The sequence below is a fragment of the Enterococcus sp. DIV1328a genome, assembly GCF_050536905.1.
Taxonomy (GTDB): domain Bacteria; phylum Bacillota; class Bacilli; order Lactobacillales; family Enterococcaceae; genus Enterococcus; species Enterococcus faecalis.
In genome coordinates this window covers 1,567,145-1,591,134 of record NZ_CP172912.1, presented here as the reverse complement: position 1 = coordinate 1,591,134, position 23,990 = coordinate 1,567,145, and the positions used below count along the sequence as shown (strand labels likewise).

27 protein-coding genes and 1 pseudogene are annotated in these 23,990 nt (G+C 32.9%); 27 read left to right on the top strand and 1 reads right to left on the bottom strand.

The genetic code is table 11. From position 1 onward, the window contains the following. The 6 genes from IGL93_RS07690 to hxlB (IGL93_RS07665) are packed head-to-tail and all read left to right on the top strand — an operon-like array spanning position 1 to position 3,892. A complete protein-coding gene (locus tag IGL93_RS07690) occupies positions 1-456 on the top strand; it encodes a PTS sugar transporter subunit IIA (protein WP_002384119.1) in 456 nt (151 codons plus the stop codon). 21 nt (positions 457-477) lie between these two features. Further along, on the top strand, positions 478-1,833 hold the full coding sequence (locus tag IGL93_RS07685) for a PTS galactitol transporter subunit IIC (RefSeq protein ID WP_002384120.1): 1,356 nt from the start codon (positions 478-480) through the stop codon (positions 1,831-1,833). 19 nt (positions 1,834-1,852) lie between these two features. Continuing rightward, on the top strand, positions 1,853-2,140 hold the full coding sequence (locus tag IGL93_RS07680; protein ID WP_002368851.1) for a PTS sugar transporter subunit IIB: 288 nt from the start codon (positions 1,853-1,855) through the stop codon (positions 2,138-2,140). Beyond that, a complete protein-coding gene (locus IGL93_RS07675) occupies positions 2,141-2,653 on the top strand; it encodes a YjbQ family protein (protein WP_002368852.1) in 513 nt (170 codons plus the stop codon). It begins immediately after the preceding gene. A 5-nt stretch (positions 2,654-2,658) separates the two neighbouring features. Beyond that, positions 2,659-3,327 carry a ribulose-phosphate 3-epimerase gene (gene rpe / locus IGL93_RS07670; protein ID WP_002368853.1) on the top strand — a complete coding sequence of 223 codons (669 nt, stop codon included), beginning with the start codon at positions 2,659-2,661 and terminating at the stop codon, positions 3,325-3,327. A 10-nt stretch (positions 3,328-3,337) separates the two neighbouring features. Further along, on the top strand, positions 3,338-3,892 hold the full coding sequence (gene hxlB / locus IGL93_RS07665) for a 6-phospho-3-hexuloisomerase (protein ID WP_010775931.1): 555 nt from the start codon (positions 3,338-3,340) through the stop codon (positions 3,890-3,892). 131 nt (positions 3,893-4,023) lie between these two features. Here the strand turns inward: hxlB (IGL93_RS07665) and IGL93_RS07660 are convergent, their stop codons facing one another. Continuing rightward, complete coding sequence (locus IGL93_RS07660; RefSeq protein WP_002368855.1) at positions 4,024-4,779, bottom strand: DeoR/GlpR family DNA-binding transcription regulator; 756 nt, start codon at positions 4,777-4,779, stop codon at positions 4,024-4,026. Positions 4,780-4,997: 218 nt separating this feature from the next. Here IGL93_RS07660 and IGL93_RS07655 point away from each other — a divergent pair, with 218 nt between their 5' ends. The 21 genes and pseudogenes from IGL93_RS07655 (at position 4,998) to IGL93_RS07555 (ending at position 23,914) form a co-directional block, all read left to right on the top strand. Then, positions 4,998-5,516 (top strand): RpiB/LacA/LacB family sugar-phosphate isomerase, encoded by a 519-nt coding sequence (locus tag IGL93_RS07655; RefSeq protein WP_002368856.1) that lies wholly within the window; start codon positions 4,998-5,000, stop codon positions 5,514-5,516. A 32-nt stretch (positions 5,517-5,548) separates the two neighbouring features. Further along, positions 5,549-6,913, top strand: a complete 1,365-nt coding sequence (locus IGL93_RS07650) for a PTS galactitol transporter subunit IIC (protein WP_002368857.1) — start codon at positions 5,549-5,551, stop codon at positions 6,911-6,913. A 37-nt stretch (positions 6,914-6,950) separates the two neighbouring features. Then, positions 6,951-7,241 carry a PTS sugar transporter subunit IIB gene (locus tag IGL93_RS07645; RefSeq protein ID WP_002384122.1) on the top strand — a complete coding sequence of 97 codons (291 nt, stop codon included), beginning with the start codon at positions 6,951-6,953 and terminating at the stop codon, positions 7,239-7,241. Positions 7,242-7,250: 9 nt separating this feature from the next. After that, positions 7,251-7,706 (top strand): PTS sugar transporter subunit IIA, encoded by a 456-nt coding sequence (locus IGL93_RS07640; protein WP_002368859.1) that lies wholly within the window; start codon positions 7,251-7,253, stop codon positions 7,704-7,706. Positions 7,707-7,783: 77 nt separating this feature from the next. Beyond that, positions 7,784-8,323 (top strand): 6-phospho-3-hexuloisomerase, encoded by a 540-nt coding sequence (hxlB, locus tag IGL93_RS07635; protein ID WP_010775930.1) that lies wholly within the window; start codon positions 7,784-7,786, stop codon positions 8,321-8,323. Positions 8,324-8,673: 350 nt separating this feature from the next. Next, positions 8,674-10,731, top strand: a complete 2,058-nt coding sequence (locus tag IGL93_RS07630) for a BglG family transcription antiterminator (protein WP_033789348.1) — start codon at positions 8,674-8,676, stop codon at positions 10,729-10,731. A 203-nt stretch (positions 10,732-10,934) separates the two neighbouring features. Further along, positions 10,935-11,402: a PTS sugar transporter subunit IIA gene (locus IGL93_RS07625; RefSeq protein WP_002384125.1), complete on the top strand. Its 468-nt coding sequence runs from the start codon at positions 10,935-10,937 to the stop codon at positions 11,400-11,402. 19 nt (positions 11,403-11,421) lie between these two features. After that, positions 11,422-11,718 (top strand): PTS sugar transporter subunit IIB, encoded by a 297-nt coding sequence (locus tag IGL93_RS07620; protein WP_002368863.1) that lies wholly within the window; start codon positions 11,422-11,424, stop codon positions 11,716-11,718. Positions 11,719-11,883: 165 nt separating this feature from the next. After that, positions 11,884-13,134 carry a PTS transporter subunit IIC gene (locus IGL93_RS07615; RefSeq protein WP_010775928.1) on the top strand — a complete coding sequence of 417 codons (1,251 nt, stop codon included), beginning with the start codon at positions 11,884-11,886 and terminating at the stop codon, positions 13,132-13,134. A gap of 36 nt (positions 13,135-13,170) precedes the next feature. Next, positions 13,171-13,815, top strand: coding sequence for a ribulose-phosphate 3-epimerase (gene rpe / locus IGL93_RS07610; protein ID WP_033789346.1), 645 nt, complete (start codon positions 13,171-13,173; stop codon positions 13,813-13,815). Between the two features lie 79 nt (positions 13,816-13,894). After that, entirely contained in the window at positions 13,895-14,647 is a 753-nt protein-coding gene (locus IGL93_RS07605) for an SDR family NAD(P)-dependent oxidoreductase (protein WP_002368869.1), read from the top strand. A gap of 16 nt (positions 14,648-14,663) precedes the next feature. Then, complete coding sequence (gene hxlB, locus IGL93_RS07600) at positions 14,664-15,218, top strand: 6-phospho-3-hexuloisomerase (RefSeq protein WP_002368870.1); 555 nt, start codon at positions 14,664-14,666, stop codon at positions 15,216-15,218. Between the two features lie 405 nt (positions 15,219-15,623). After that, entirely contained in the window at positions 15,624-16,088 is a 465-nt protein-coding gene (locus tag IGL93_RS07595; protein WP_010775924.1) for a hypothetical protein, read from the top strand. A 26-nt stretch (positions 16,089-16,114) separates the two neighbouring features. Further along, positions 16,115-16,498: a sigma factor-like helix-turn-helix DNA-binding protein gene (locus IGL93_RS07590; RefSeq protein WP_010775923.1), complete on the top strand. Its 384-nt coding sequence runs from the start codon at positions 16,115-16,117 to the stop codon at positions 16,496-16,498. A 74-nt stretch (positions 16,499-16,572) separates the two neighbouring features. Continuing rightward, positions 16,573-16,782 carry a helix-turn-helix domain-containing protein gene (locus tag IGL93_RS07585; protein ID WP_010775922.1) on the top strand — a complete coding sequence of 70 codons (210 nt, stop codon included), beginning with the start codon at positions 16,573-16,575 and terminating at the stop codon, positions 16,780-16,782. 492 nt (positions 16,783-17,274) lie between these two features. Then, positions 17,275-18,423: an MBL fold metallo-hydrolase gene (locus tag IGL93_RS07580; RefSeq protein WP_010775921.1), complete on the top strand. Its 1,149-nt coding sequence runs from the start codon at positions 17,275-17,277 to the stop codon at positions 18,421-18,423. Then, positions 18,416-21,061 (top strand): S1 family peptidase, encoded by a 2,646-nt coding sequence (locus IGL93_RS07575; protein WP_010775920.1) that lies wholly within the window; start codon positions 18,416-18,418, stop codon positions 21,059-21,061. Before IGL93_RS07580 ends, IGL93_RS07575 begins: the two co-directional genes overlap by 8 nt. Before the next feature lie 53 nt (positions 21,062-21,114). Continuing rightward, positions 21,115-21,543 (top strand): hypothetical protein, encoded by a 429-nt coding sequence (locus IGL93_RS07570; protein WP_002398411.1) that lies wholly within the window; start codon positions 21,115-21,117, stop codon positions 21,541-21,543. Then, a complete protein-coding gene (locus tag IGL93_RS07565) occupies positions 21,533-21,955 on the top strand; it encodes a hypothetical protein (protein ID WP_002398410.1) in 423 nt (140 codons plus the stop codon). The genes IGL93_RS07570 and IGL93_RS07565 overlap by 11 nt, the downstream gene beginning before the upstream one ends. Further along, positions 21,945-22,967: a radical SAM/SPASM domain-containing protein gene (locus IGL93_RS07560; RefSeq protein WP_010775919.1), complete on the top strand. Its 1,023-nt coding sequence runs from the start codon at positions 21,945-21,947 to the stop codon at positions 22,965-22,967. Before IGL93_RS07565 ends, IGL93_RS07560 begins: the two co-directional genes overlap by 11 nt. 644 nt (positions 22,968-23,611) lie before the next feature. Then, positions 23,612-23,914, top strand: a pseudogene (locus tag IGL93_RS07555) (DNA-binding protein). The last annotated feature ends 76 nt before the right edge of the window (positions 23,915-23,990 follow it).

The following is a 23,990-nucleotide window of genomic DNA, read 5'->3' as shown; positions in this document are numbered from 1 at the left end:
ATGTTTTTTGATCAAGAACTTTGTTTGTTTCATATCAAACCTGACGATCAAACACAATTATTCGAAAAAATGTATGAAAAACTTTATTTATCTGGATGCGTCAAATCAAGCTTTTTAGATGGCATCACAACAAGAGAAGCAGAGTATCCGACTGGTTTGGAATTCAATGGTATCGGTTTTGCGATTCCTCATACAGATTCAGTGAATGTTAATAAGTCACAAATTTGTTTTGCTTCATTGGATGAACCAGTAATTTTCCAAGATATGACGGATAAAAGTCACAACATCGAGGTTAATTTAGTATTCATGCTGGCGATGGCAGTCCCTCATGAACAAGTAGAGACCCTGCAAAACTTAATGGCATTGTTTACTGATGATGAGAAAGTTAAGAGGCTACGAGAATTATCATCAAAAGAAGATTTTATCAAATTGCTAAATGATTCTGGAGTTTATTAGAAGTCAAGGAGGAAAAAACAAATGGATGTTATTATGGATGGTATTCAGTGGTTTATTGGATTAGGATCAACAGTTTTTTTACCAGTAATTATTTTTATCATTGGACTATTCTTCGGGTTAAAGCCTAGTAAAGCATTTATATCTGGGGTCACTGTTGGTATTGGGAATATTGGATTAGGATTAGTATTAGATTTATTATCGGGCGGTTTGGGTAGTGCTATTCAGCAAATGGGTGAAAAATTTGGAACTTCTCTAAATGTTTTGGATATTGGAGTAGGAGTTGGTGGACCATTGGCCTTTTCAACCTCTTTGGGAATTTTGATGATCCCTATCTCATTAATTTTGAATTTTATTTTAGTGATGCTTGGTTGGACGAAAACATTGAATGTTGATATTTGGAATTTCTGGTTCCCAATTTTTTTAGGTATGCTAGTTCAAACGGTAACTGGAAACTTTTGGTTTGGGATAATTGGAGCAATTGTTGCAGTTCTTTTACAATGGTTCTTAGCGGATGCAGCACAAAAAGAAGTAAGTGAATTCTTCGGTTATCCTGGGATTGCAATTACACATATGATGGCATTGTCTGGAGTATTGTTTGCTAAACCTATGAACTGGATTTTTGATCGAATTCCAGGGTTTAACAAAATTGATGCAGATGCTGAAAGTTTGACGAAAAAATTTGGGATTTTTGGTGATACCGTTGTAATTGGATTGTTGATTGGTATCGTTGTTGGATTTTTAGCAGGATATGATGCAGCAGGTATCGGGTTGCTTGGTATGCAAACAGCTGCAGTTATGAAAATAATGCCAAAAATGGTTGCAATGTTTATGGAAGGGCTGTTGCCAATCGCTGAGGCAGCCAAAGAATTTACAGATAAAAAATTAAATGGTCGTGTGGTAAATATTGGGATGGATGCAGCACTTACAGTTGGGCATCCAACAGTAATGTCTACATCGCTATTGTTGGTACCTATCTCGTTGTTACTTGCAGTGATTTTGCCTGGAAATCAAGTGTTACCTTTTGGTGATTTGGCATTTTTCACATTTGCGATTTGTTTAATGATTCCTTATTTCAAAGGAAATATTGTTCGTTCTTTAGTCGGTTGCTCACTGTATCTAGTGATGACATTTTATTTATCTACATGGTTAGCGCCTATTGTGACAGAACTCTTCCAAATGGCAAACTTTGATGTAGGAACTTCAGGACTAGTTACAATGTTATTAAGTGGCTTGTGGCCAGCAGGTTTAGTTGTTTTATTAGCTCAAAAGTTAGGTATCTTTGGGATTATTCTTTTAGGAATTGTGATTTTAGCAGGAATGTTTTACTTTAACAAAATCAAAGGGAAAAAAGTAGAAAATATACAAGAAGTTCAATAAAAAGAAAGTAGGGAAATTCATGAAAAAACTATTAGTAATTTGTGGCGCGGGGCACGCAACCTCAACTATTGCGGTATCAAAAATCAACAAGTGGTTAGAAGCAGAAAACTATACGGATCAGGTCAAAATATATCAATCTAAGATTGCGGACGAACTGAATAAAATGGATGATTACGATGCGGTTGTTAGCACGACGATTGTTCCAGATTCAGTCAAAGATAAGGTGATCAATGGTCTAGGCTTGTTAACTGGGATCGGAGCAGACAAAATATTTGAAGATGTAAAAACACGATTGGAATTGAAATAGATGATCAAACATGACACAATCAAACTGCATACAATAGAAGGTCGTGCTTCGTACCATGATTTACGTGAAGACTTGGTTCGTATTGCTTTAGATTCTGGTTTGGCAGATGGCGTGATGATCATTACCACCCCACATACAACTTGTTCATTTTTCTATGAGGAAACTATGCATGATGTGAATTATTTTGGAGACGATTTTCTACATGTAGATATTAATGAAACCATGGAAAAAATCGCTCCGGTTATGACAACCGAAGGACAATATCATAGTCCAGGTCCAGAACATATTGCTTTCGGGACTTCATTAAGCGATCCTAATTATCCAGCTGAAAAATGGGTGATGTTAAATACAGATGCCCATCTGAAAGCATCTATTTATGGAACCAATTCTCAATCACTCATCTTAAAAGATGGAGAATTGCAAATCGGATCGCTCGGTAGAGTGTATTTCGTTGATTGGGATCGTCTTCGTGAACGAGATCGTACAATTAATGTGATAATCATGGGGGAATAAATTTTATGAAAGAATATATTTTAGCACCTTCATTATTTAGTTCTAAAATCAGTCGTTTAGAGAAGACCCTTGAAACCTTGGAGATAGAAGAAATAAAGTGGCTACATGTGGATGTGATGGATGGATATTTTGTGCCTGACATGGCGTCAGGACCCAGTATTGTTAAAGAATTAAAAGAAATCACCGACATCTTACTGGATGTACATTTGATGGTCGAAACACCAGAAAAAATTGTACCTGCTTTCCTTGAGGCTGGAGCTGACTCTATTACGTATCATGCAGAAGCTACCAATAATGGTATGCACATTATTCAAATGGTCAAGGAACAAAAAAAGAAAATAGGCGTTGCAATCAATCCTGCAACTCCTGTGTCATTGATAGCACCAATTTTAGCTGAAGTTGATCTAGTATTAGTAATGACCATTAATCCGGGTCGACCTAATAGGGATTTTATTCCTTTAACTGTAAATAAAATCGCTGAACTTAGTCAATTGAGAGAATCAAATGATTATCACTATTTAATTGAAGTGGATGGTAAAATCGATAATGAAACAATCAAACTTTGTGCCAATGCTGGAACAGATATGTTTGTATCAGGAGGATACATTTTTGGTGAAGAAAACAAAGAAGTTGAAATGATTACGAATTTGAAAACTGCTTTAGCGGAAGTCTAGGAGGAAAAATTTGGAAAATTATGTTTTGAAAATCCTTAATGAACTGACACAAAACGCTGAAAAAATTGAAATGGAACAAATTTTAATTTTTCTAGAAGAGATAAAAAAAGCCAAACACATTTTTCTCTCAGGCGCTGGTCGGTCAGGTATTGCAATTCAAGCGTTTGCCAATCGATTGATGCATCTGGGATTTAAGGTAAGTCTTGTTGGTGAAATAAGCTCACCTCATTCACAACCTGGTGACCTTTTGATTATCTGTTCTGGATCAGGTGAGACAGAAAGCTTAAAATCTTTAGCTAAGAAAGCCGTGGGAAGTGGCGTTAAGATTGGTTTGATCACCATGAAAGGTGATTCTACAATTGGTCAGTTAGCTTCTTCAATTATAGTGCTACCAGGTACAACTAAGAATGAAAATGAGCATCATTCAAAAGAATTTAAACAGCCAATGGGTTCAGCTTTTGAACAATTAGCCTTTCTGACTTTTGATAGTATAATTTTAAATTTAATGGATGAAATGGAAGAAAACTCAGAAAAAATGTTTAATCGACATGCAGATTTTGAATAGCCAATTACTGAAGCATAAAAATCAAAGTAAAAGTATAAAATCATACAAAAAAAGTCTAGCAAAATTGTTAGACTTTTTTGTATACCTACTATTAACGATTTGACTTTGTCTTTCATGTCTATATTAAAAATTTAACAAGTAATTACATGAGTCATTGTTTCGATTTTTCTAATTTTTTCGAGATCCGCTTCTTTGTTTGTAATTAAAGCAGTAATCTCTGACCAGTCGCAAATTTTGTATAGGCTTTTTCGATCAAACTTTGTATAATCACCCAAGATGTAGCGTTTTTCAGCATGTGAAATAATCGCTTGATCTACAAATACATCTGAAGATGACGGGCTAGTGGGACCATCAACATTACTAAAGCCATCAGTTCCAAGAAAACATAAGTCTACTTGAATTTGATTAATTTGAGAAATGGTCCAACCTCCAAATACTGAAGAACTAGGTTCACGTAATTCTCCACCAAAAAGAAATACTTGATTTTTTGAACTTATAAGTAAACTTGCAACTGGTAGTGAATCAGTAAAAATCTTATATCCAGACTTCATAGATAAAAGAATGGCAAGTTCCAATGTAGTACTTCCGGTTCCTATTACAATTGAACTATTATCAGGAATAAGTTCAAGAGCTTTCTGTGCAACCAGTTTCTTATAATGAGCATTTTCTTTTTCGCGTACTTGAAAAGAATGCTCAATGGCATTTTGTTTTAGCGTTGCTCCTCCGTGGCTTTTCATAAGAAGCCCTTTGTTTTCTAAATAAGTAAGATCTTTACGAATTGTTTCGTAGGTTACAGAATATTTTTTTGCTAATTCACTTACATAAACACTGCCTTCTTTAATTAATTCCTGTAGTATCAAATCTCTTCTTTCTGCCATCAATAACATTTACTTCACCTCATTAACAAATCATCTTACATAAAGAATACCATAAAGCCTAGTGAAAACAACCAAAAACTAATCAATATTGTTTTTATTTATTTTATAGTTGATTTCAAGCGATTCCAAAATTGAAAAAAACCAACTAAAAACTATTGACACCAATCAAAACCAATTGTATTATAAGAGTGTAGTTAAAGTAAACGGATTCAGAAAGGAGATTTTAAATGAAAACCAAAATTGCAATTGCATGTGATGACTTAGGTTTTGAAACAAAGGAGGCGATAAAGAAATACTTGATTGAAGAGAAAAATGCTGATGTTGTCTATGATCCAGTACAGGTACCAGAGGATGGAGTCAATACTTTTGCTAAGTTAGCAGATGAAATGTCTGTATTGATCCAAAAAGATGTTTGTCGTTTAGGAATATACATTTGTGGAACTGGAATTGGTTTTACTTGTCAAGCCAATAAACATTGGGGAATTCGAGCAACAGCTGTTACAAATCCTTATTCTGCAAAAAGAGCAAGATTAAGTAATAATGTACAAATCATAGGTTTAGGTTTGCGTGTAAATGGATTAGAATACATGAAGCAGATTATTGATGCATGGTATGATGAACCTTTTGAATTTTCAACTGCAAGAGAAAATTCAAAAAACAATTTATTAGAAGCAGAAAAAAATGATAATTTACTTCTAAAAAAACCAGATCATGTAGCTTGGAATATGGGATTTAGACCGGATTAAAAAAGGGGGGAAGCTAGTCAACTAGCGAAAAAATGGAATTTATCACACAATTTATTAATGATTTAGGCAATTTTATTTTTATTCCACTGATTTTTCTTGTATTTATGGTAGCTTTGGGACGTCCGCTTGCTGAAGCAATTCAATCAGCGATGAAGGTGGGAATTGGTTTTATTGCTTTATCAATGGTTATTGGGTTTATGTTGGAAAAGATGGAACCCGCTATCACTGGTTTAGCTGGAAAAACAGGATCTTCTTTAGATGCAATTGATGTTGGTGGTGCGGCAACGGCCGTTATGGGATTTGGTTCTAGTATGGGTGCCATTATTATTCCTTTATGTGTAGGAATTAACTTGTTGTTGCTTGTGTTGAAGATCACAGACTGTGTCAATGTTGATGTTTTCAACCTTCACCAAAATGCTTCAATGGGAGCGATTGTTGCTGTATACTCTGGTAATTTTCTATATGGAGTTTTAACTGCCGGTTTGTTCCATGTTTGGGCGTTAATTGCGGCTGACTTGGGTGCGAAAAACAATGAGAAGTTTTTTGGTTTACCTCAAGGCGTATCAATTTCTCACCCAGTAGCCAACACTTACTTATTATTTGCTTATCCATTTAACTGGATTTTCGATCGTATACCTGGTTTTAGGAAATTAAATGTAACGGCTGAAACGATTCAAAAAAGATTTGGTGTTTTAGGTGATCCAACAATTGTCGGATTTCTGTTAGGTACACTTTTAGGTTTGTTTGGGTATGATTGGACAAGTCCATATCAAACGATTATTTCAAGTGTACAATTAGGAATGTACTTGGCTGCAGTTATGTTGTTACTGCCGAAAATGACTTCTATTATGATGGAAGGTCTTGTTCCACTTTCAAATGCAGCACGCAAAAAATTAGTGAAACGATTCCCAGATCGTGACATTACTGTAGGGATGGATACAGCTCTAATTGTAGGAAACCCATCAGTTATTTCTTCAGCTCTACTATTAATTCCTGCAATGGTTATTTTAGCGGTTATTCTTCCTGGAAATAGAGTAATGCCTTTGGGAGACTTATCACAGTTTGTGTTCTTTATTGCATGTATGGTACCAGTATTTAAGGGAAATATTATTCGTACTTGGTTATCATCAGTTATCTTGTTTGGTGGTGGATTATACATTGCTTCATGGATGACGCCAGCAACAAACGAGTTATTCCAAAAATTTGGTGCAGGTGCACAAAAAAATGTGATGTATTCTTCACTTAACCCTTCAGCAAATCCATTTACTGGATTGTTTGCAGCTGCAAGTCATATTGGTTTAATTGGTTTTATCTTGATTGGAGCGATCTTAATTTCAGTAGGATACTTGTTGAAAAAGAAAGAACGCTCTCAGCTTCAAAATGATGCAACAGTGTAGTATAGTAAAAAATAAAAATAGATAGCGAGGTTTTATCATGAACAAAAAGATTTTAGTAGTATGCGGAAATGGAATTGCATCATCATCAATTATGGTCTCTGTATTAGAAGACTATTTAAAAGAACAAGGGATTAGTGGAGTTGATGTACAAAAATCATCTCTTATGGATTGTAATGCTGATAAATATAATAGCTATGATTTAGTTGTTTCATCTACAAAAATTGATAATCCTGATGTGACAACAAAAGTGATTGTTGGTGCTGGCTTACTTACAGGTATAGGTGAAGATGAAATTTTTGATGCTGTAAAAGAAGAAATCACAAAGTAGGGATAGAAGATGGCAATTGATGTTATTGTAAGTAATGGACAAGATACGATTACAACTTATCAAGAAGCAATTAGAACAGCTGGAGAAAAGCTTGTCGAAAAAGGGAATATTGATGCTAAGTATATTGACGCTTGTATTGAAAGAGAAATTGACTTCCCGACAGGATTGTTACTAGCTAATGGAGATGGAATTGCTATTCCTCACGGAAACTCTGATTTAGTAAATAAAGACAGTATCAGTGTGGTAAGAATCAAGAACACAGTCGAATTCGGAAGAATGGAAGACAAAGATTTGAAAGTGGGTTGTTCTTTGGTTTTCAATTTAGCCTTAGCCTCTGGAAATCAACACATTGGTATTTTGCGAAAACTTATTGGCTTATTCCAAGATGAAGAGTTTGTAGATACATGTAAAAATGAAGAAACTGATACTGTTCAAAAATATTTACTGACTAAATTAGCTGAATAAAATCAGACGGATGGTATTTTCCATCCGTCTTTCATTTAGTGAAATATGAAAATATACACGATTTTAGGAGGAAAAAAATGAAGTTTTTTAATGAGATTATTGATGAAGTTTTGACGATAGGAAATGAAATATCTGATCAACAAGTGGATCGGATGACAAAAGCTATTCAGGGTGCAAATCATATTTTTTTAGCAGGTGCAGGTAGATCAGGTTTGATGATTCGAGCATTTGCCAATCGATTATTGCATTTAGGGTATTCAGTAAGCTTAGTCGGAGAAATTAGTTCACCACATACTAAATCAGGTGATTTATTCCTAATTGGCTCAGGTTCTGGAGAAACAACTAGTCTTGTTAATCAAGCAAAAATTGCAAAGGATAATGGCGTTGTAATCGGATTGTTTACAACAAATTCATCATCTACACTAGGAGAAATTGCTGATCAAGTAGTGATTATTCCAACACAGTCAAAACAGTCTCAGGATGAAGCTCTTCAACCAATGGGGTCTTTATTTGAACAGACTAGTTTATTTTTATATGATAGTATCATCTTAAATTTAATGGAAAAAACAGGAGAAACAAATCAAACGATGAAAACGCGTCATGCTGATTTAGAATAGGGTGAAAAAAGCTATTTGCCAAAAGATAATATGAAAAGAAGTTGTTTTTCATTATTTCTTTTGTAAGTGGCTTTTTTGATTTGAAAACATTTGAATGCTTACTTGTCGTCTTAAATATATCTAGCATAACAATCTTAATTAGGATATTAGCGTATTACTTTGGAATAATTGACTGTTTTTGATCTAGTGTTTGTTTTTATTAGTTAAGAGTTAGCTTACTATATTAATGATTTTTCCAATTTTATTTGATTATCACAATTGAAATGAAGAAAAATACATTTTTTGGACTGAAAAGAATAGATAATCCGACTGAAAGCGCTTATTATTTTTGTAAAGGGGGTTGTGTTAAAATGAGTGCTCGTGATCAAGAAATCCTTCGACAATTAATCAAACATCGAAGTTTAAAAGAAGCGGAGTTACTTAACGAACTTGAATTATCTTCCAGACAATTAGCTTATAGTATAGAAGCAATCAATGAAAAACTATCAGAAAAACGATTACCATTGATTGAAAGAAGAAATGGCTACTACTATGCAAAGAATGAATCGGCTGATTATTTAACGATTCATCAGTCTGTTCAAGATATCATATTTTCGAAAGAAGACAGAGTCCATTTACTGTTGATTATGATTTTAACTAGGGTTGAAGAGTTGTCCCTAGACCATTTTTGTATTGAACTTCAAATCAGTAAAAATACTGCTTTAGCAGATATTAAGAAAGCGAAAACTTTATTGCTGAAATACCATCTTGAAATAGAATTTTCACGTAAAAAGGGGTATGTGATAGTAGGAGAAGAATGGGATAAACGGATCGCCTTATTTCATTCGATTATCGAGATTTATAAAAACTATGGTGATAATGTCACTGTTCAACTATTGGAGAGTTCTCAAAAATATCTGGATAGTGTTAAAAATGATGTTCTAAAAATTGAAAAATTTTTGGGTGTGAAATATACAGATGAAGATTTTTATCCTTTACTTTACTTCATTTCCTCAATATTTGTAAGAATAGAACGAGGACAAATGATCGACAGTAGTCGTATTCAGGAAAGAGAGGAAATTGAACACACAAAAGAATATCAGTCTCTCTCTTATATTACTACAGATTTTCCTGACTTACCTGAAGATGAAAAAGTCTTTATCTCTTTACAGCTACTAAGTTCAAATGTTCGTAATAAAGGGATGGTCGCGAAAAAAGATTTACCTCTATTAGCCAATTCACTTTGGGAGTTTCTAACAGAGTTTGAAGTGAACACATTGTTGGTGTTGTCTGATAAAAAAGATTTACTGATAAAGTTATTAAACCATTTTAAGCCAGCATATTATCGAATTAAGTATGATCTTTCAACAGGAAATGTTCTGTATGATAAAATTCGATCAGAATACAATGTATTACACAATTTTGTATGTCAATCTATTTCCCCGTTGGAAAGATTTTTCCAAACTGAGATTTCAGATGAAGAAATTGCCTATATTACGCTATTTGTGGGTGGACATTTGATTAGTAATGATCACAATGATTTGGAAGAGAAAATAATTAAGGCGGTGATTTTGTGTCCGAATGGCATTTCTATGTCAAAATTGATTGAGCAAAAATTAAAGGAAATTTTCCCAGAATTTCTTTTTTATCCAACAAACTCAATACGTGAGTACAAGAAATTTATGCTGCCTCATGATATCGTGTTTTCCACTGTGCCAGTTAAGTCAGAAAAAAAAGTTTATGTAATGAATGAAATTCTGACTAACAGTGATCAATTGAAACTACGTCAGGATGTCATTAAGGATATCTTCCATTTAGATTTTGACAGTATTCGAGCGACAGATATAATAAGTGTTTTGAAACAGTATGTTTCGTTGGATGAAAAGCTGGAAACAAAATTGAAAGAGGATTTAGATTCGTTATTACTGAGTGAACAGAAATCAAATACTATTACTGAAAACAGTTCTAAGGGTGATCTTCTGCAAATGATTAAAAATGAGAATATTGTATTAGTAGAAGAGCGGCTTTCGTGGGAAAGTATTCTTAATCAATCCAGTCAGGCATTGGTTAATCAAAAAATTATTTCCTCAGACTATAATGAGCTTTTGCTGCAAGAATACCTTGATCAACCTTCCTATATTATGTTACGACAGCGTATTCTACTACCCCATCTTGATCCAGCGATTGTTGATCAGAAGTTGGGTGTGTTTATTACCGTTTTAAAACAAGGGATTACTTATCATGGGAAAAAAATCCATGTAGTTGCCTTATTAACAACGCCAGATAAAACCAGTCACCTACCAATTTTATATCATATCAATCGAATGGCAAATGATGCCGAATTCATTGAAGAATTAGTTAAGTTAGAAGATGTAAATGAAATAAGTAAAGCAATACGAAATTTTTCAACTAATGATAAAAATTCTTAGGACATTTTTTATTTAATTATTAGCGGTTCTCTGAAAAAGAAGCAAGGAATGCTTAATTTCCTTGCTTCTTTTTCGTTCATCACAATTGGTTCTTAAATAGTTACATTCTTTGTGAAAAAAGGAAATAGCTATTTGCTTTGAAAGCGTTTATTCTTTAGTCAAGGAGTTAGCCACTCACTAAAAAATGAAAAGGAGCGTTATTCATGTTAAAAGAATATGTCAAAGAAGAATTAATTCTTCTCAACTTAGATATTTCGAATAGAAACGACTTATTTAGACAGTTATCAGAAATCTTCCAAGAAAGAGGCTACATCAATGAAGGATTTTATGACTTTATTGTTGAAAGAGAAGAAAATTATCCAACTGGTCTAGATTTGGGCACACACACAGTTGCCATTCCTCACGGGAATCCAGAATACATTAAGCAATCATTTATCTCAGTGGTTACACTCCAACAACCCATTAAAATGAAGAAAATGGAAGATGCAGAGGAAGAAATTGATGTTGCTTTATTTTTTGTTTTAGGTTTAAACGATGGCACGCAACACCTTCAAATTTTGAAACAGGTCATAGGTGTGATTCAACAAGAAACATTTGTAAATAGAATAAAGGCTGCAAAAACATCGGAAGAAGTGATGAAGGAAATTTCAGCAATTGCTGTTGAAAAATAAATTTTAGGAGGAAAAAGAGATGAAGAAAGTAAATATTTTAGTAGCTTGTGGAAGTGGAGTTGCCACATCCACCATAGCAGCAGATGAAGTCAAAGCATTATGTAAAGAACATGGGATTCACATTAGTTTGAACAAATGTAGCATGACAGAATTACCATCAATGAGCAAAAATGCAGATATCGTGTTGACTACGAATAATTTCAAAGGAAATTTAGATGTACCGTTGATGAGTATCATGGGATTTGTTACTGGAATTAATGAAGACAAGCTTAAACATACGTTATTAGAGAAACTAAAAGAAATTCAAAACGCATAAAAAACGTTCCGCTTTTGCCTCGAAAACAAAGCGGAACGGCATACAAAAGTAAAGCTGAGTTCATTTTACCATAATCATAAAAAAAGTGTCGATGTTTAATTGAGAAATGAATCGGTGATTAGATGTCCCAACAGTCTTGTATTTCACTATAAAGGAGAAAAAAGAATGGATACACTAGTTAATATTGTACAGACCATCACTGGCATGGGTGCTTCAGCAATTTTACCAATTATTATTACTATTTTAGGGTTAGTTTTCCGAATGAAATTGGGGGATGCAATCAAAGCTGGGTTAACGGTTGGAGTAGGTTTTATCGGTTTGACATTAGTTGTTGGCTTGTTGAATGATTCATTGTCACCAGCAGTCGATTATTATTCAGAAATGGGAACTGGCTTCACAATTGCAGATATTGGCTGGCCAGCAGTAGGAGCGGCTTCTTGGATGGCACCATTCGCTGGTTTAGCTATTCCAATTGGTCTTGTACTTAATTTGATTTTAGTACGTTTGAAACTAACAAAAACATTGAATGTTGATATCTGGAATTACATGCATTTTCTAGTACCAGGTGCACTGGCTTACTTCATTTTTGATAATTTCTTTATCGGTTTGGCTGTAACCGTTATTTTATCTGTTCTTGCTTTGTTTGTCGGAGATTGGGTTGCACCTATGTGGCAAGAATACTATGGCTTAGAAGGAACGACTTGTACCACGATTATTCATACAGGCTGGACACTAATTGTTGCTTGGGCGATGAACAAATTGATTGACTTCATTCCAGGGCTAAACAAATTAGATATTAGCTTGGAACGTGTAAATAAACGAATTGGTGTATTAGGTGAACCTGTAATCATTGGAACGATTGTTGGGGTGCTTTTAGGTTTGTTAACAAGACAAGATATTACTACAATTATTCCTATGGGGATGGGGGTTGCCGGTGTAATGGTCTTAATGCCTCGTGTAGTAGGCGTATTAATGGATGGGCTATCACCAATTGGTAAAGCAGCGAAAGATTTCATGACCAAACAAATGGGCGAAGACGCAGATTTGAATATTGGGATGGATGTAGCTTTAGGACTAGGCGATCCAACGACGACGACAACAACAGTTATCTCTATTCCGTTGGTGATGCTTTGTGCGTTAGCGTTACCGGGAGTTAAAACATTCCCAATTGGTATTTTAATGTCTGTAATCTACATGTCTGTGATGACGGTTATGGCAAGCAAAGGAAATTTGTTGCGCTCAATACTAACAACTGTTCTTTTCTGTGTAGTTGTCATGTACTTAGGTGGTTATGTAGCACCAGGTGCAACAGAGATGTTAAATGGTGCTGGAGTTGGTCTGAAAGGGCAAGGAACAGACTTTGTGTTAACAGGTCCATGGAGTATCCTTACTTACTGGCTTTCAACTATTTTTTAAGAATAATTAGTAAAAAAGAAAGAGGCGGAAATAAAAATGGCACAAATCTTACCTTCAATTTTTGGTGCAGATATTATGCACCTTCAAGATGATATCAATTTTTTAGAGGAAGAAAATACACAAATTTTACATGTGGATTTAATGGATGGAAATTTCGTTTCTAATATTGCATTTGGTCCCAATCAGATTGCCGAAATGAAAAAAAATTCTACAATGATTTTTGATGTTCATATGATGGTCAAACATCCGAAAGATCATATTGATGATGTTCTTGCAACGGGAGCAGAAATGATTTCTGTGCACTATGAATCAACACCACATATCCATTCTATTTTGCAAAAAATTCGTCAAGCTGGACGTAAAGCAGGTGTTGTAATTAATCCGGGAACCTCAGAAGTCGTGTTGGAATATTTACTGGATGACATTGACTATATTTTGATTATGACGATTAATCCAGGTCAACCAGGTCAATCTTTCATCCCAAAAAGTTTAGAAAAAATCCGTAATACGAAACAACTTATTGGGGATCGCAAAATTGACATTGAAGTAGATGGTGGAGTCAATAAAGAAATTGCAGAAAAGTGTGTGAAAGCCGGAGCAGAACTGATTGTTGTTGGCGGAGCATTATTCTCAGGTGATAAACAAGCACAATATCAATTATTAAAAGAAGCAGTCAAGTGAAAATAAAGATGTGATTCTCACTAGTTAATTAGTGAGAATCAGCATCAAAACTAAATCAATGGAAAGAGGAGAATCCGTAATGGGAAACTTTGAAGGGAAAGTCGCATTAGTAACTGGGGCAGCACATGGAATAGGTAAAGGAATTGCAGAAAAGTTTGCAGCAGCCGGAGCAAATACAGTAATCGTGGATTATAATCCAGAAACAGGAACAAAAACAGCAGAAGAAATTACAAATAAATATGTAAAATCGTTATTTGTTCAAGCGGATGTTTCAGATCCAGCTGCTTTGACAGAAGCTCGCGAAAAAGTGTTCAAAGAATTTGGCCGTATTGATTTTCTTGTCTTAAATGCTGGAGTAGCTTTTGCAAACAAAGTAAATGATATTTCTTTCGAAGAATGGAACAAAACATTAAGCATCAATTTAACTGGGCTATTTAATACAGTAAAAGCATTTTATAATGACTTTTTAGATAATCAGGGTTCAATTGTTTATATCAGTTCAGGATCAGCTTTAAGTGGAACTGGCGGTGGTGTATCATACCCAGCGTCTAAGGCTGGTGGGGAAGGGTTAATACGTGGATTAGCAAAAGAACTTGGACCTAAAGGGGTTAATGTCAATGCTATCGCTCCTCGTCTAATTGATACAGGTGAAATGATGCGCGTAAATTATCCAACCCAAGAAAGTTTAGATGCAGTTATCAATAAAATTCCAGTTCGACGTTTTGGAACCATTGAAGATGTTGCCAATTTAGCAATATTTTTAGCAGATCCAGCTAATTCCTATATTCAAGGACAAACCATTCTAATGGATGGTGGAAGAACGATTGCCTAAAGGAGACGAGAACCCTATGAAAAACTACACACTAGATATTTTAGCTGAACTCACTCAAAATGCACAAAGGATAGATACAAATGAGATTGCTCATTTTGTTGAACAAATTAAACAAGCAAATCATATTTTTTTGAATGGTGCAGGTCGCTCAGGAATTGCGATTCGAGCGTTTGCCAATCGATTAATGCATATTGGCTTTTCAGTTAGTATTGTTGGAGAGATCAGTTCTCCTCACTCCAAACCAGGAGATTTATTAATTATCTGTTCTGGATCAGGAGAGACTGGTAGTTTGAAAAGCTTGGCAGAAAAAGCGAAACAAAGTGGTATTGATTTAGCCTTGGTCACGATGAAAAAAGAGTCAACGATTGGTCAATTAGCTGACGTAGTACTTGTTTTACCAGGTACTACGAAAGAAGAAAATGATCGAGAAACAGCCTCTTTTGCTCAACCAATGGGGTCTGCGTTTGAACAATTGGCTTTTTTGACCTTTGATGGAATGGTTTTAAACTTAATGGATGAACTGGGGGAGACTTCAGAAACCATGTTTAAAAGGCATGCTGATTTTGAATAGTTTCTCATTTTTAAGTGTTAGTAAAAAGTATTACTGAATGGGAGAGCGTTTATAATGGCTACGGTGTTTATAGTTATGATTAGAGCTTATGAAGAAGATAGAGAAGAAAAAGAATGGAGTAAAGAAAAATTTTTAGAAACATACAAAATATAATATTTTGAATAGTTTTAAAAGTGTAGGAAGCTTAAAATCTTTTTGCACTTTTTTTGTATTTACTATTCAGAAAGATCCATTTGATTGGTTTATATGAAAATAAAAAAATACCTCTTTATATGATTTCCTGTGATGGAATTTACGAAATAAGTGCAGCACACTTAATAAAGTCTGAATGAAATGTGAAGTTATTATTTATTTTAGGTTTCAAAAAGAGAACATCTTTCTATTTATCAAGTAGGAGGGATAATTATGTTAGATGTTCGGGAAGAAAAGAAATTAATTAATAATTTGTTACAAAAACTTATTAATAATAGAAGGGAGATTAATAGATATTATGATGAACTAATAGAGCGCTTGGATGTATTAATCATTTCAGAACAATCGTCTACAAACACAATTTCTGAAATCAAAAGATCGGTCTCAATAATGGAACGAGAAAAAATACGGAATCAAGACTATTTATTTAGCAAAAATAAAACGCATCATCATGTCCCGTTTGATCGTACATCAAAAAATATTTTGGCTATTTTGAAGCAGAGTCCAGTACCTCTAAGTAATCAGCAATTATTAAAAAAACTGAATACAGAATACGAGTTATTCATTTCTTATAAAAACTTGACTTGCAATATTTTACCCAAAATGCTAAAAGAGCGGTCTTTACCTATTGAGCGTGCTTATCGTGGTTATTGGCAATACCGTCTGCCTAAATTGTAGGAGGTGTTTGCGATATAAAGACAGAAATGGATATTACCTATATTTTTATTCGTTATGTTACTGTTACCTTAAAACGTCAAGCAGATACCTTTTATAAAAGTCAAGGGAAAATATTTTCTCACGAATCTACAGAATTAACAGAATTTAATCAACGTAAACAAACAGGAAAGTTGTGGCATGCTGAAAAAGGATTTACTCCAGAAGAGATTTTTGAAAAGAAGTTCGAGTGTGAGCAACTTTGTTCAAGTCTTTCATGCTTAACTAATGAAGAACTTTTTATTCTTAGTGAAAAATATTCAAAAAAGCTTTCAGATGCAGAGGTTGGGAAAAAACTGCATGTAAGCAGCCAAATGATTTCTAAAAAAAAGCGCAAAGCTTTTGCCAAGCTAAAGAAATTTCTTTTGCTTTAAAGATTGCTCTTTGTAACAAATCTCCACCGAAAAAAGTTTGAAAATCCAAACTTAATGATTAAGGTGGAGATATTATGACAGTAAATTTAGTTCCACTTCTTCAAAAAGCACAAAATGGAGATGAAGAACCATTGCTCGAATTATTCTTTTCTTTTGAGCCGTCCATTATTAATCATTCACGGCGTTACTCAAAACAAGTGAACAAAGATTGCTATCAAGAACTGGCTGCTCAATTTATTGTGGCAGTACAGTCGTTTGATATTGATAAATATTTAAAAGAATAATCAAGAAGACAGATGTTTTGAAATTTTATGGTTTCAAAATGTCTGTCGTAGTCAATTTATCTAGTGAAAGCAAAAATAGTGCCGATTGTTTCTTGAAAATTAATTGTTATACCTTTAAATGACGTTCCATATAACCTTCAAATTCAAAAGGAAATGCACTATAATATAATATAGCAACTCAGATTTGACTTTCCAACCTCCTTCAAATTGAGAAGGAAAGGTTTTACACGTGAAAGAGGATTGAGTAATATACTTTTGTACGTTAAAAAAGATATTTTCAAAACTCTACTCAAGTTATTGGAAATGCTGTAAATGTAGTGTGTAGAAGTAGTAAAGAAAGATATAATCAAACAGTATAAAGAAATTTTCTAGATATGGTCTATGTAGGACAAATTCAGTTTATTGTCCTATATTGACTTCCTATGAAACAATCAATTTTTTGTTATAAACGGAATATTTTTTTGTGTAATAAATATCCAAGGGGTGTGCATAATGATAAAAATTCTTCAATTTCCAGCTAGAGGTGGAGACTCTGTACTCATCCAAGTAGACAGTATGCATATCCTAGTCGATGGCGGATATACCTCAACATATAAGGAATATATAGAAAATTTTTTAATCAGTAATCATATTGAATTAGATATAGTTATATGTACTCATTATGATCAAGATCATATTGAAGGAATCCTACCTTTAGTTGAAAGCTATCCCCATATCAAAGATGTTTGGTACAATGGATTCTATGAATTGTTTACACATTGTTCTAATGATTACTTAACATTTTCTGAAAAACGAAAATTAGCAGCAGATTTTTCTTACATATCTGAGGATAGGAATAATGGAAAAGAAATTAGTCGGAGACAAGGCGAATCTTTGTCTACCCTCTTAAAAAATCGTTGCGATTTAATACGTAATTCAGGACATGATCTAATAGTTGCTAATAGTGAACCTATATTGATTCATAAAGAAATTACTATCACAATTATTTCTCCAGAATTAAGTGATTTAAATTGTCTGAAAACAAAATGGGAAAAAGAATTAGAATTTTCTTTGAAACGAAAAACAAAGGCTGTAGATAATGAGATTGTTGAAGCTTTTGAGAATTATCAACTAATTACATCTTCTATTGGTGATAGTCGAAATGGTACTGAGCAAATTTCTCTATCAAACAATACAATTGAAGATCTATTATCTATTGAACCTCCTGAAAATGACACTTCAGTCATTAATAGAGCGGCTATTTCATTTATTATTAGTTCACAGGGATTTGAATTCTTATATTGTTCTGATTCAGATGATCTAACTATAGAAAAAGTTTTGAAGCAAAGAAAAAATAAAAAATTTGTTGGTGTTAAAGTTTCTCATCATGGAAGTATTAGAAATAATTGGAGTTGGATAGATCATGTTGAGTCAAATATGTTTTTTATTTCTACAGATGGCATAAAATATGATAATCATCCAAGTTTGAATGTTCTTGCAAAGATTGCTAAAAAAAATCCAGGATGCGCTATTTACTTCAATTACTTCATACCCAAAATTGCTGAATATTCTGATGTTTTTCGCGAGAAATTAGGGTGCAAACTTGTTTTCCCTAATGAAGTAAATTTGAAATACATTACTATAAGGAGTTCATATGATTGAAGTAGAAAAGTTTATTCATTCAGTTAAGTTATTGAATAGTGAAGGGGTTGAAAAAAACTCAAATACGGGTTTTTTCGTAAAACCGAATTTATTTTTAACCGCTAAGCATTTATTAAAAGAGTATGAGAATGATGATCAAATAGTCATTGAAATTGCTAGTGATGCAGACTCTGCAGACAAGGTAGCGAAAATAATTTATCAAGACGAAGAGTATGATATTATTTTGCTTGAATTATTGCAATACAGATCTGAAATTTTTAAAGGAATTGTAAAAGAAACTAAGCTGCCTCCACAAGGCAAATATGCATTTTTTAGCTATAGTGAAGGCTATCAAATATTAGGTCATTGGTTCAAAAGTGACAGTGCTAGGATAATTAAAAATCAAACATTAAGTGGTGAAGATTACGAATTTTATTTAGATAAACACTCAACCAATTTGCAAGGGGCATCTGGAAGTCCAATTTTCCTAAACGACATGATTATCGGTATGGTAACTAGTCAAACTGCTTCACCACAAATTCGTAGTGTACTAGGTATTCGAAATGGTTTAATTAAAGTTGCAGAAAGTTACGACTTTTTAGAAAATTCTTGGGTATTAGATGACTTTGAAAGAAAACTATTTTCTATTTCAAAACAATTCATCTATAGAAATAAAAATAGTAGAAAATATATCCCTCAAATTTTTATTGAAACTGATGAAACCAAAGAAAATTACCGCTTTATAGCTCATCCTGCACTATTATACAATAAAGCAATAGAAACATATCAATATATTAATTTAGACTCGATGAATTATGAATTATCCACGATGGGGCTTCAGGCCTTAAAAAAGAGATCACTAATTGAACTGGATCATCAAGATGTAAAGTCCATTTTTGAGATACCGAAAAAGAACAAAGAGATAGTCGATGAAATGAGTCATTCACTTCGAAAGCTAGATCATAGTTTTGGTATTAAAAATGAAAAATTTGATTTTACTAGAGCTTTTTTTGGAAGTCAATATGGACTTCATTTCCCTTTAGATGATATTTCTGAAAAGTTATCGACATTTAATATTAAAAACTCAATTATTATGGCGGATGCAGGACAAGGAAAAACCAATTTTCTTTGTGATTTCATAAATACTTTTTTGGCTGCACACTCTATTCCCGTCATGGCATTTGATGTCTCGAATATAATTGAAGATAATATACTAACAAGCTTTGAAGCGTTGAGAATCACACTTTTTGGAAATGATCCAACACTATTTTTTAGTGCACTAGAAGAAATGTGGGTATATAGGCGAAAACAACTAATAATTGTTATTGATGGAATCAATGAAATAAAAGATCCACATAATTTTGAAAACTCAATTTATAGTTTAATTAAGAGATTTGAAATGTATCCATATGTGCGAATAATAATGTCTGTAAGGAATGAATTATTTAAAGAAAGATTTACAAAAATAGCTCAGGATCCTAATATTGTTAAGTTCAATCTTAAAGAATCTTATTCGAGTAATTCTGTAATTGACAAACGTTTGTTTGATGGATATATGGAATTCTTTAATATAAAGATTGGTCGTTTGGGTTCTGATGTTAAAAAACAACTCGTTAGTGATAAACTTCTACTAAGGATTTTTTCGGAAACCTATGGCAATGAAACTACGGAATCACCAAGTGAGTTATTATCAATTGAACATCTAAATCTAGCTAAATTATTTAATGGATATCTAAATAGGCAACAAGAAAGAATTTGTATAAACACATCTGAACAACTAGAATTCGATCGTATATTAAATATCATAATTGAATCTATGCTTAAATATGACACATTTAGTGAAGTAACAATTAACGAATTATCATCAGATCAAGTGACATTTTTAGATAAAGTAGTTGAAGAAAGTATTCTTTATAAATTGACTACAGACGTGAGTGAGGGGATTAGAACAAGACTGATTACGAAAATAAGTTTTACGTATGACGAAATGCGAGATTTTTTAATAGCTAACCACTTACTTGTACTCTATGAAAAAGATTCAGAGCTGGCTGTAAATTTGATTAATAAGCTTACAAATGAAGAAAACAATTATCCTGTTACTGAGGGGCTTAGAAAATATCTTTTCTTTGCATCAAAAGAAACTGCTAATCCTACTTTCTTTGATTTAATAAAATCTAATGCTTGGTATCCTCTTACATTGCTTCAAAATATTATTATGCTAGATGATACAAAGATTACTGAACAAGATTTAAAACTTGTAAAGACTATGATGTTTTCTTTCCAAGGTCCATATGAGAAACTTTTTGTTGAAATGATACGTCGCAGATCACCTAATAATACCTTAAAGTTTGGCATTCATTTTCTATTTAAACTTCTTTTGGATGATTCTGAAGAATCTAAAACTTTTTTTAATAAGATTTTAGCTCCTAGAACAGATCATTGGTATCGATACACTGATAGTTTAGGAGAATCATTAAGAGAGTTTGTAGATGATTTGCTAAATAAAGACTCCTTGACTGACGAAGAACATAAATTATTGATACCATTGTGTTATCTTTTGGGGTTAAATAATTTTGAATTTAAATCGCTTTCTATAGAAATAGAACAAACTTATTCTGACATGTTTGAATGGGGAAAAAACTATTTGAAGGATATTTAAAAACTGTTTAAGAACTGTTTAAGAACTATAATCCTTAAAAAGGTGGGGAAATCATGCTATATTTACCTGTTGAAGATGAAGGTTTTACTTATCCATTTTTTTTATTTTCAAAGATTGATCCGAAAATGGTTAATATTAGACAAGTAATTAAAATTCGGAAATATGCTAAAGAAAATACGTATGGAGAAAAATTGTTAATTCAAATGCTTGAGCCAATATTTTCTGGAGTAATTAATTTAAGAGTTGAGCATGAAAAATACTACTCTGAATATTCTGCATTTACTGAGTTTCTTTATAAAAAACTTCTTTTCGAAAAAGAACAAATTGATAAAGTTATCGAAATTGAGAATAGTGAAGGTGAGATGTACTATGGATTACTAAAGCTAGGAATGGATTATAGCCTTGCTCAAAATATAACCGAGGATCAAGACTTAATTAAAATAATAAATGAAATTGTGGAGGATCTTGATAATGAAGATTAAAACTAATTTTATTACAAATAGTTCGAGTACATCATTTTTAATAATATCTGATGGAGACTTTGATGCAACGGACTTTTCTGAAACTTTGGGAATTCCAAAGTCGTCTCCTATATATAGTTTATTTAGTGATCTTTATGACACAATTATCGATAAATCAATGAATATTGAGGATGAATACAAGGATGAACATTGGAAAAATCCATCATTATCATTTGTTAGTTTTTTAGAGTCTAAACAGTATGGCGATAAGTTAATAAAAAAAATAGAAGATTCGATAAAAGCTGGAAAACAAGTGTATATAGGTTCTTTATCTAGCGATGGTGACAGTGAAGCTGAACGTATCTTTGTGCAGCAGTCATTCTTTGGAGAATCTAGTAGACTGTATATTGAGGGGCTTGAAAATGCTTGGTAATAATAAAATCAGAACAATTATTTATCCAGATGAAAAGTATGGAGTAGTTTTTAACCAAGAAAATGGCTTCTTTCTTCGAAAGGAATTTCCAAATTACTCAGAACCTTTTATGAGTCATCATGGTCCTGAATTAATTGATATTTCAATTACTAATTGGTGTGATAAAGGATGTTCATTTTGCTACAAAGAATCTAATTGTCATGGAAATCATATGAGTATTAAAACTTTTGATATGATATTGAATCAAGCTCAGAAAATGGACTGCCTTCAAATTGCTCTTGGCGGTGGAAATCCAAATCAACATCCAGATTTTTGTGAAATGATAAAATTGTCTAGAGTCAATTATGGTATAGTTCCCTCTTATACAACAAATGGTCGAGGGCTTACAACTGGAATTCTCGAAGCAACTAAGAAATACTGTGGAGCAGTAGCAGTAAGTTATTATAGCGATAGTGAAGTTAAAAGTAGTGTACAAAACTTTAATGCCTTTGGTATAAAGCCTAACATTCATTTTCTTTTAGATTCGAAAAACATCAAGAAAGCCATTGAAATACTTAAGAAACCACCTAAATTTTTTGAAGGAGTAAATGCGATAGTTTTTTTAAACTATAAACCCGTTGGAAGAGGAATAAAGAAAGAACTTATTTGTAAAGAAAGTGCTCATGTAAGAACATTTTTTTCAGAAATAAGTAAATTTCAAAAAAAATATAAAACTGGGATTGGATTTGATAGTTGCTCAGTAAGTGGGATAAAGAAATATTTAAATATTTCTGATGTTTTTGTAGAGCCTTGTGAATCTGCACGATTCTCCATGTACATTGACGAAAATGCTAAAGCATATCCTTGTTCTTTTATGCTAGGCAAGTATTCTGGCATCGAGGTCACTGATAACAATCTAGAACAGATATGGCTCAATGCTATAACATTTGTAAATATAAGAAAGCTACTTAAAAGCAGAAATGGAGAAGGATGCATAAATGGATGTCCTTTATTTCCTGAGATAGATTTTTAAAGGAAAAGTTTTTAAGTTAATAACTTTGATATAATTATTTGAAAATGGCAATAATGTGGGGAATGTCATTGTGATCTACTTTGTTTGTTTTAGATTTCTCTTTAAAAATATGCCAACTAAATAGATTAATTCAGCAGCAATCACTTTGAAAGGGTTTGCTGCTTTTTTATGTATAAAAGAGGGGAAAGTGTGGCAGTAACAGTGTATTCATAGATCATTCTTATAAAATGATATTTATGTTAAAGGAAATACTTTGAAATTTTATGGTTTCAAAATATCTGTCTTTGTCTATTTATCTTGTGAAGGCAAAAATAATGCCGATTGTTCCTTGAAAATTGAATAATGAACTTTTAAATTACGTTTTCTGTTATCAAAGCTATAGCATAATTACGCCAAGACTTTAGCGAGCGACATTTAGTTAATGCAAGATTTGATCTAGGTAATCAAGTTGCAATGATGGTGACAGAATATAATGATACTTCCGCAAGGCTCCCATAGACCGAGGAGAGGTGAAATTCCTATGTGCTTTACCTAAAGCGATTTAAAAATGAGAGAATTTACAGTGTTTTGATTGACTAGCAAATTTGTAGATGAATATACGATGTCAAAAAGTCATGAAGTTATTTTTTTATGAACATGGAGGGATGAAAATTAATTTAGAATCTATCGAAAATCAGTTAATTAATACGTTAATTCCTTTTCTAGAGAGATACGCAACGACACTATAAAAAATAAATAGATTACCATCGGTTTTAACTAATGATGATTTAAAAAGAGAATTCCAAATTAGTGACAGTACATTAAATCGATTAATCAAGTTAACCGATTTTCCGAGCTGTTGGTATGGTATTCGAGGTCATTATTCGAGAGATCAGATAATGAGCTGGTATCAAAAGAATGACTATGAAAGCTATAGAGAAAAAATGAAGTTATTACGTTCAATATAACCTTCAAATTTAAAAGGAGATGCACTATAATGGTAGGTAAAGAGAATATAGTAATTCAGATTTGGCTTTTCAACCT

Bases quoted from the DNA above. Each gene is read 5' to 3' on its own strand.
- IGL93_RS07615 (WP_010775928.1), top strand. From the start codon at position 11,884: ATGGATACACTAGTTAATATTGTACAGACCATCACTGGCATGGGTGCT.
- IGL93_RS07680 (WP_002368851.1), top strand. From the start codon at position 1,853: ATGAAAAAACTATTAGTAATTTGTGGCGCGGGGCACGCAACCTCAACT.
- IGL93_RS07630 (WP_033789348.1), top strand. From the start codon at position 8,674: ATGAGTGCTCGTGATCAAGAAATCCTTCGACAATTAATCAAACATCGA.
- IGL93_RS07650 (WP_002368857.1), top strand. From the start codon at position 5,549: ATGGAATTTATCACACAATTTATTAATGATTTAGGCAATTTTATTTTT.
- IGL93_RS07565 (WP_002398410.1), top strand. From the start codon at position 21,533: ATGAAGATTAAAACTAATTTTATTACAAATAGTTCGAGTACATCATTT.
- rpe (WP_002368853.1), top strand. From the start codon at position 2,659: ATGAAAGAATATATTTTAGCACCTTCATTATTTAGTTCTAAAATCAGT.
- IGL93_RS07640 (WP_002368859.1), top strand. From the start codon at position 7,251: ATGGCAATTGATGTTATTGTAAGTAATGGACAAGATACGATTACAACT.
- IGL93_RS07580 (WP_010775921.1), top strand. From the start codon at position 17,275: ATGATAAAAATTCTTCAATTTCCAGCTAGAGGTGGAGACTCTGTACTC.
- IGL93_RS07570 (WP_002398411.1), top strand. From the start codon at position 21,115: ATGCTATATTTACCTGTTGAAGATGAAGGTTTTACTTATCCATTTTTT.
- IGL93_RS07685 (WP_002384120.1), top strand. From the start codon at position 478: ATGGATGTTATTATGGATGGTATTCAGTGGTTTATTGGATTAGGATCA.
- IGL93_RS07675 (WP_002368852.1), top strand. From the start codon at position 2,141: ATGATCAAACATGACACAATCAAACTGCATACAATAGAAGGTCGTGCT.
- IGL93_RS07585 (WP_010775922.1), top strand. From the start codon at position 16,573: ATGACAGTAAATTTAGTTCCACTTCTTCAAAAAGCACAAAATGGAGAT.
- IGL93_RS07590 (WP_010775923.1), top strand. From the start codon at position 16,115: ATGGATATTACCTATATTTTTATTCGTTATGTTACTGTTACCTTAAAA.
- IGL93_RS07560 (WP_010775919.1), top strand. From the start codon at position 21,945: ATGCTTGGTAATAATAAAATCAGAACAATTATTTATCCAGATGAAAAG.
- IGL93_RS07575 (WP_010775920.1), top strand. From the start codon at position 18,416: ATGATTGAAGTAGAAAAGTTTATTCATTCAGTTAAGTTATTGAATAGT.
- IGL93_RS07660 (WP_002368855.1), bottom strand. From the start codon at position 4,779: ATGTTATTGATGGCAGAAAGAAGAGATTTGATACTACAGGAATTAATT.
- IGL93_RS07645 (WP_002384122.1), top strand. From the start codon at position 6,951: ATGAACAAAAAGATTTTAGTAGTATGCGGAAATGGAATTGCATCATCA.
- IGL93_RS07655 (WP_002368856.1), top strand. From the start codon at position 4,998: ATGAAAACCAAAATTGCAATTGCATGTGATGACTTAGGTTTTGAAACA.
- IGL93_RS07620 (WP_002368863.1), top strand. From the start codon at position 11,422: ATGAAGAAAGTAAATATTTTAGTAGCTTGTGGAAGTGGAGTTGCCACA.
- IGL93_RS07690 (WP_002384119.1), top strand. From the start codon at position 1: ATGTTTTTTGATCAAGAACTTTGTTTGTTTCATATCAAACCTGACGAT.
- hxlB (WP_002368870.1), top strand. From the start codon at position 14,664: ATGAAAAACTACACACTAGATATTTTAGCTGAACTCACTCAAAATGCA.
- IGL93_RS07605 (WP_002368869.1), top strand. From the start codon at position 13,895: ATGGGAAACTTTGAAGGGAAAGTCGCATTAGTAACTGGGGCAGCACAT.
- IGL93_RS07595 (WP_010775924.1), top strand. From the start codon at position 15,624: ATGTTAGATGTTCGGGAAGAAAAGAAATTAATTAATAATTTGTTACAA.
- hxlB (WP_010775930.1), top strand. From the start codon at position 7,784: ATGAAGTTTTTTAATGAGATTATTGATGAAGTTTTGACGATAGGAAAT.
- rpe (WP_033789346.1), top strand. From the start codon at position 13,171: ATGGCACAAATCTTACCTTCAATTTTTGGTGCAGATATTATGCACCTT.
- IGL93_RS07625 (WP_002384125.1), top strand. From the start codon at position 10,935: ATGTTAAAAGAATATGTCAAAGAAGAATTAATTCTTCTCAACTTAGAT.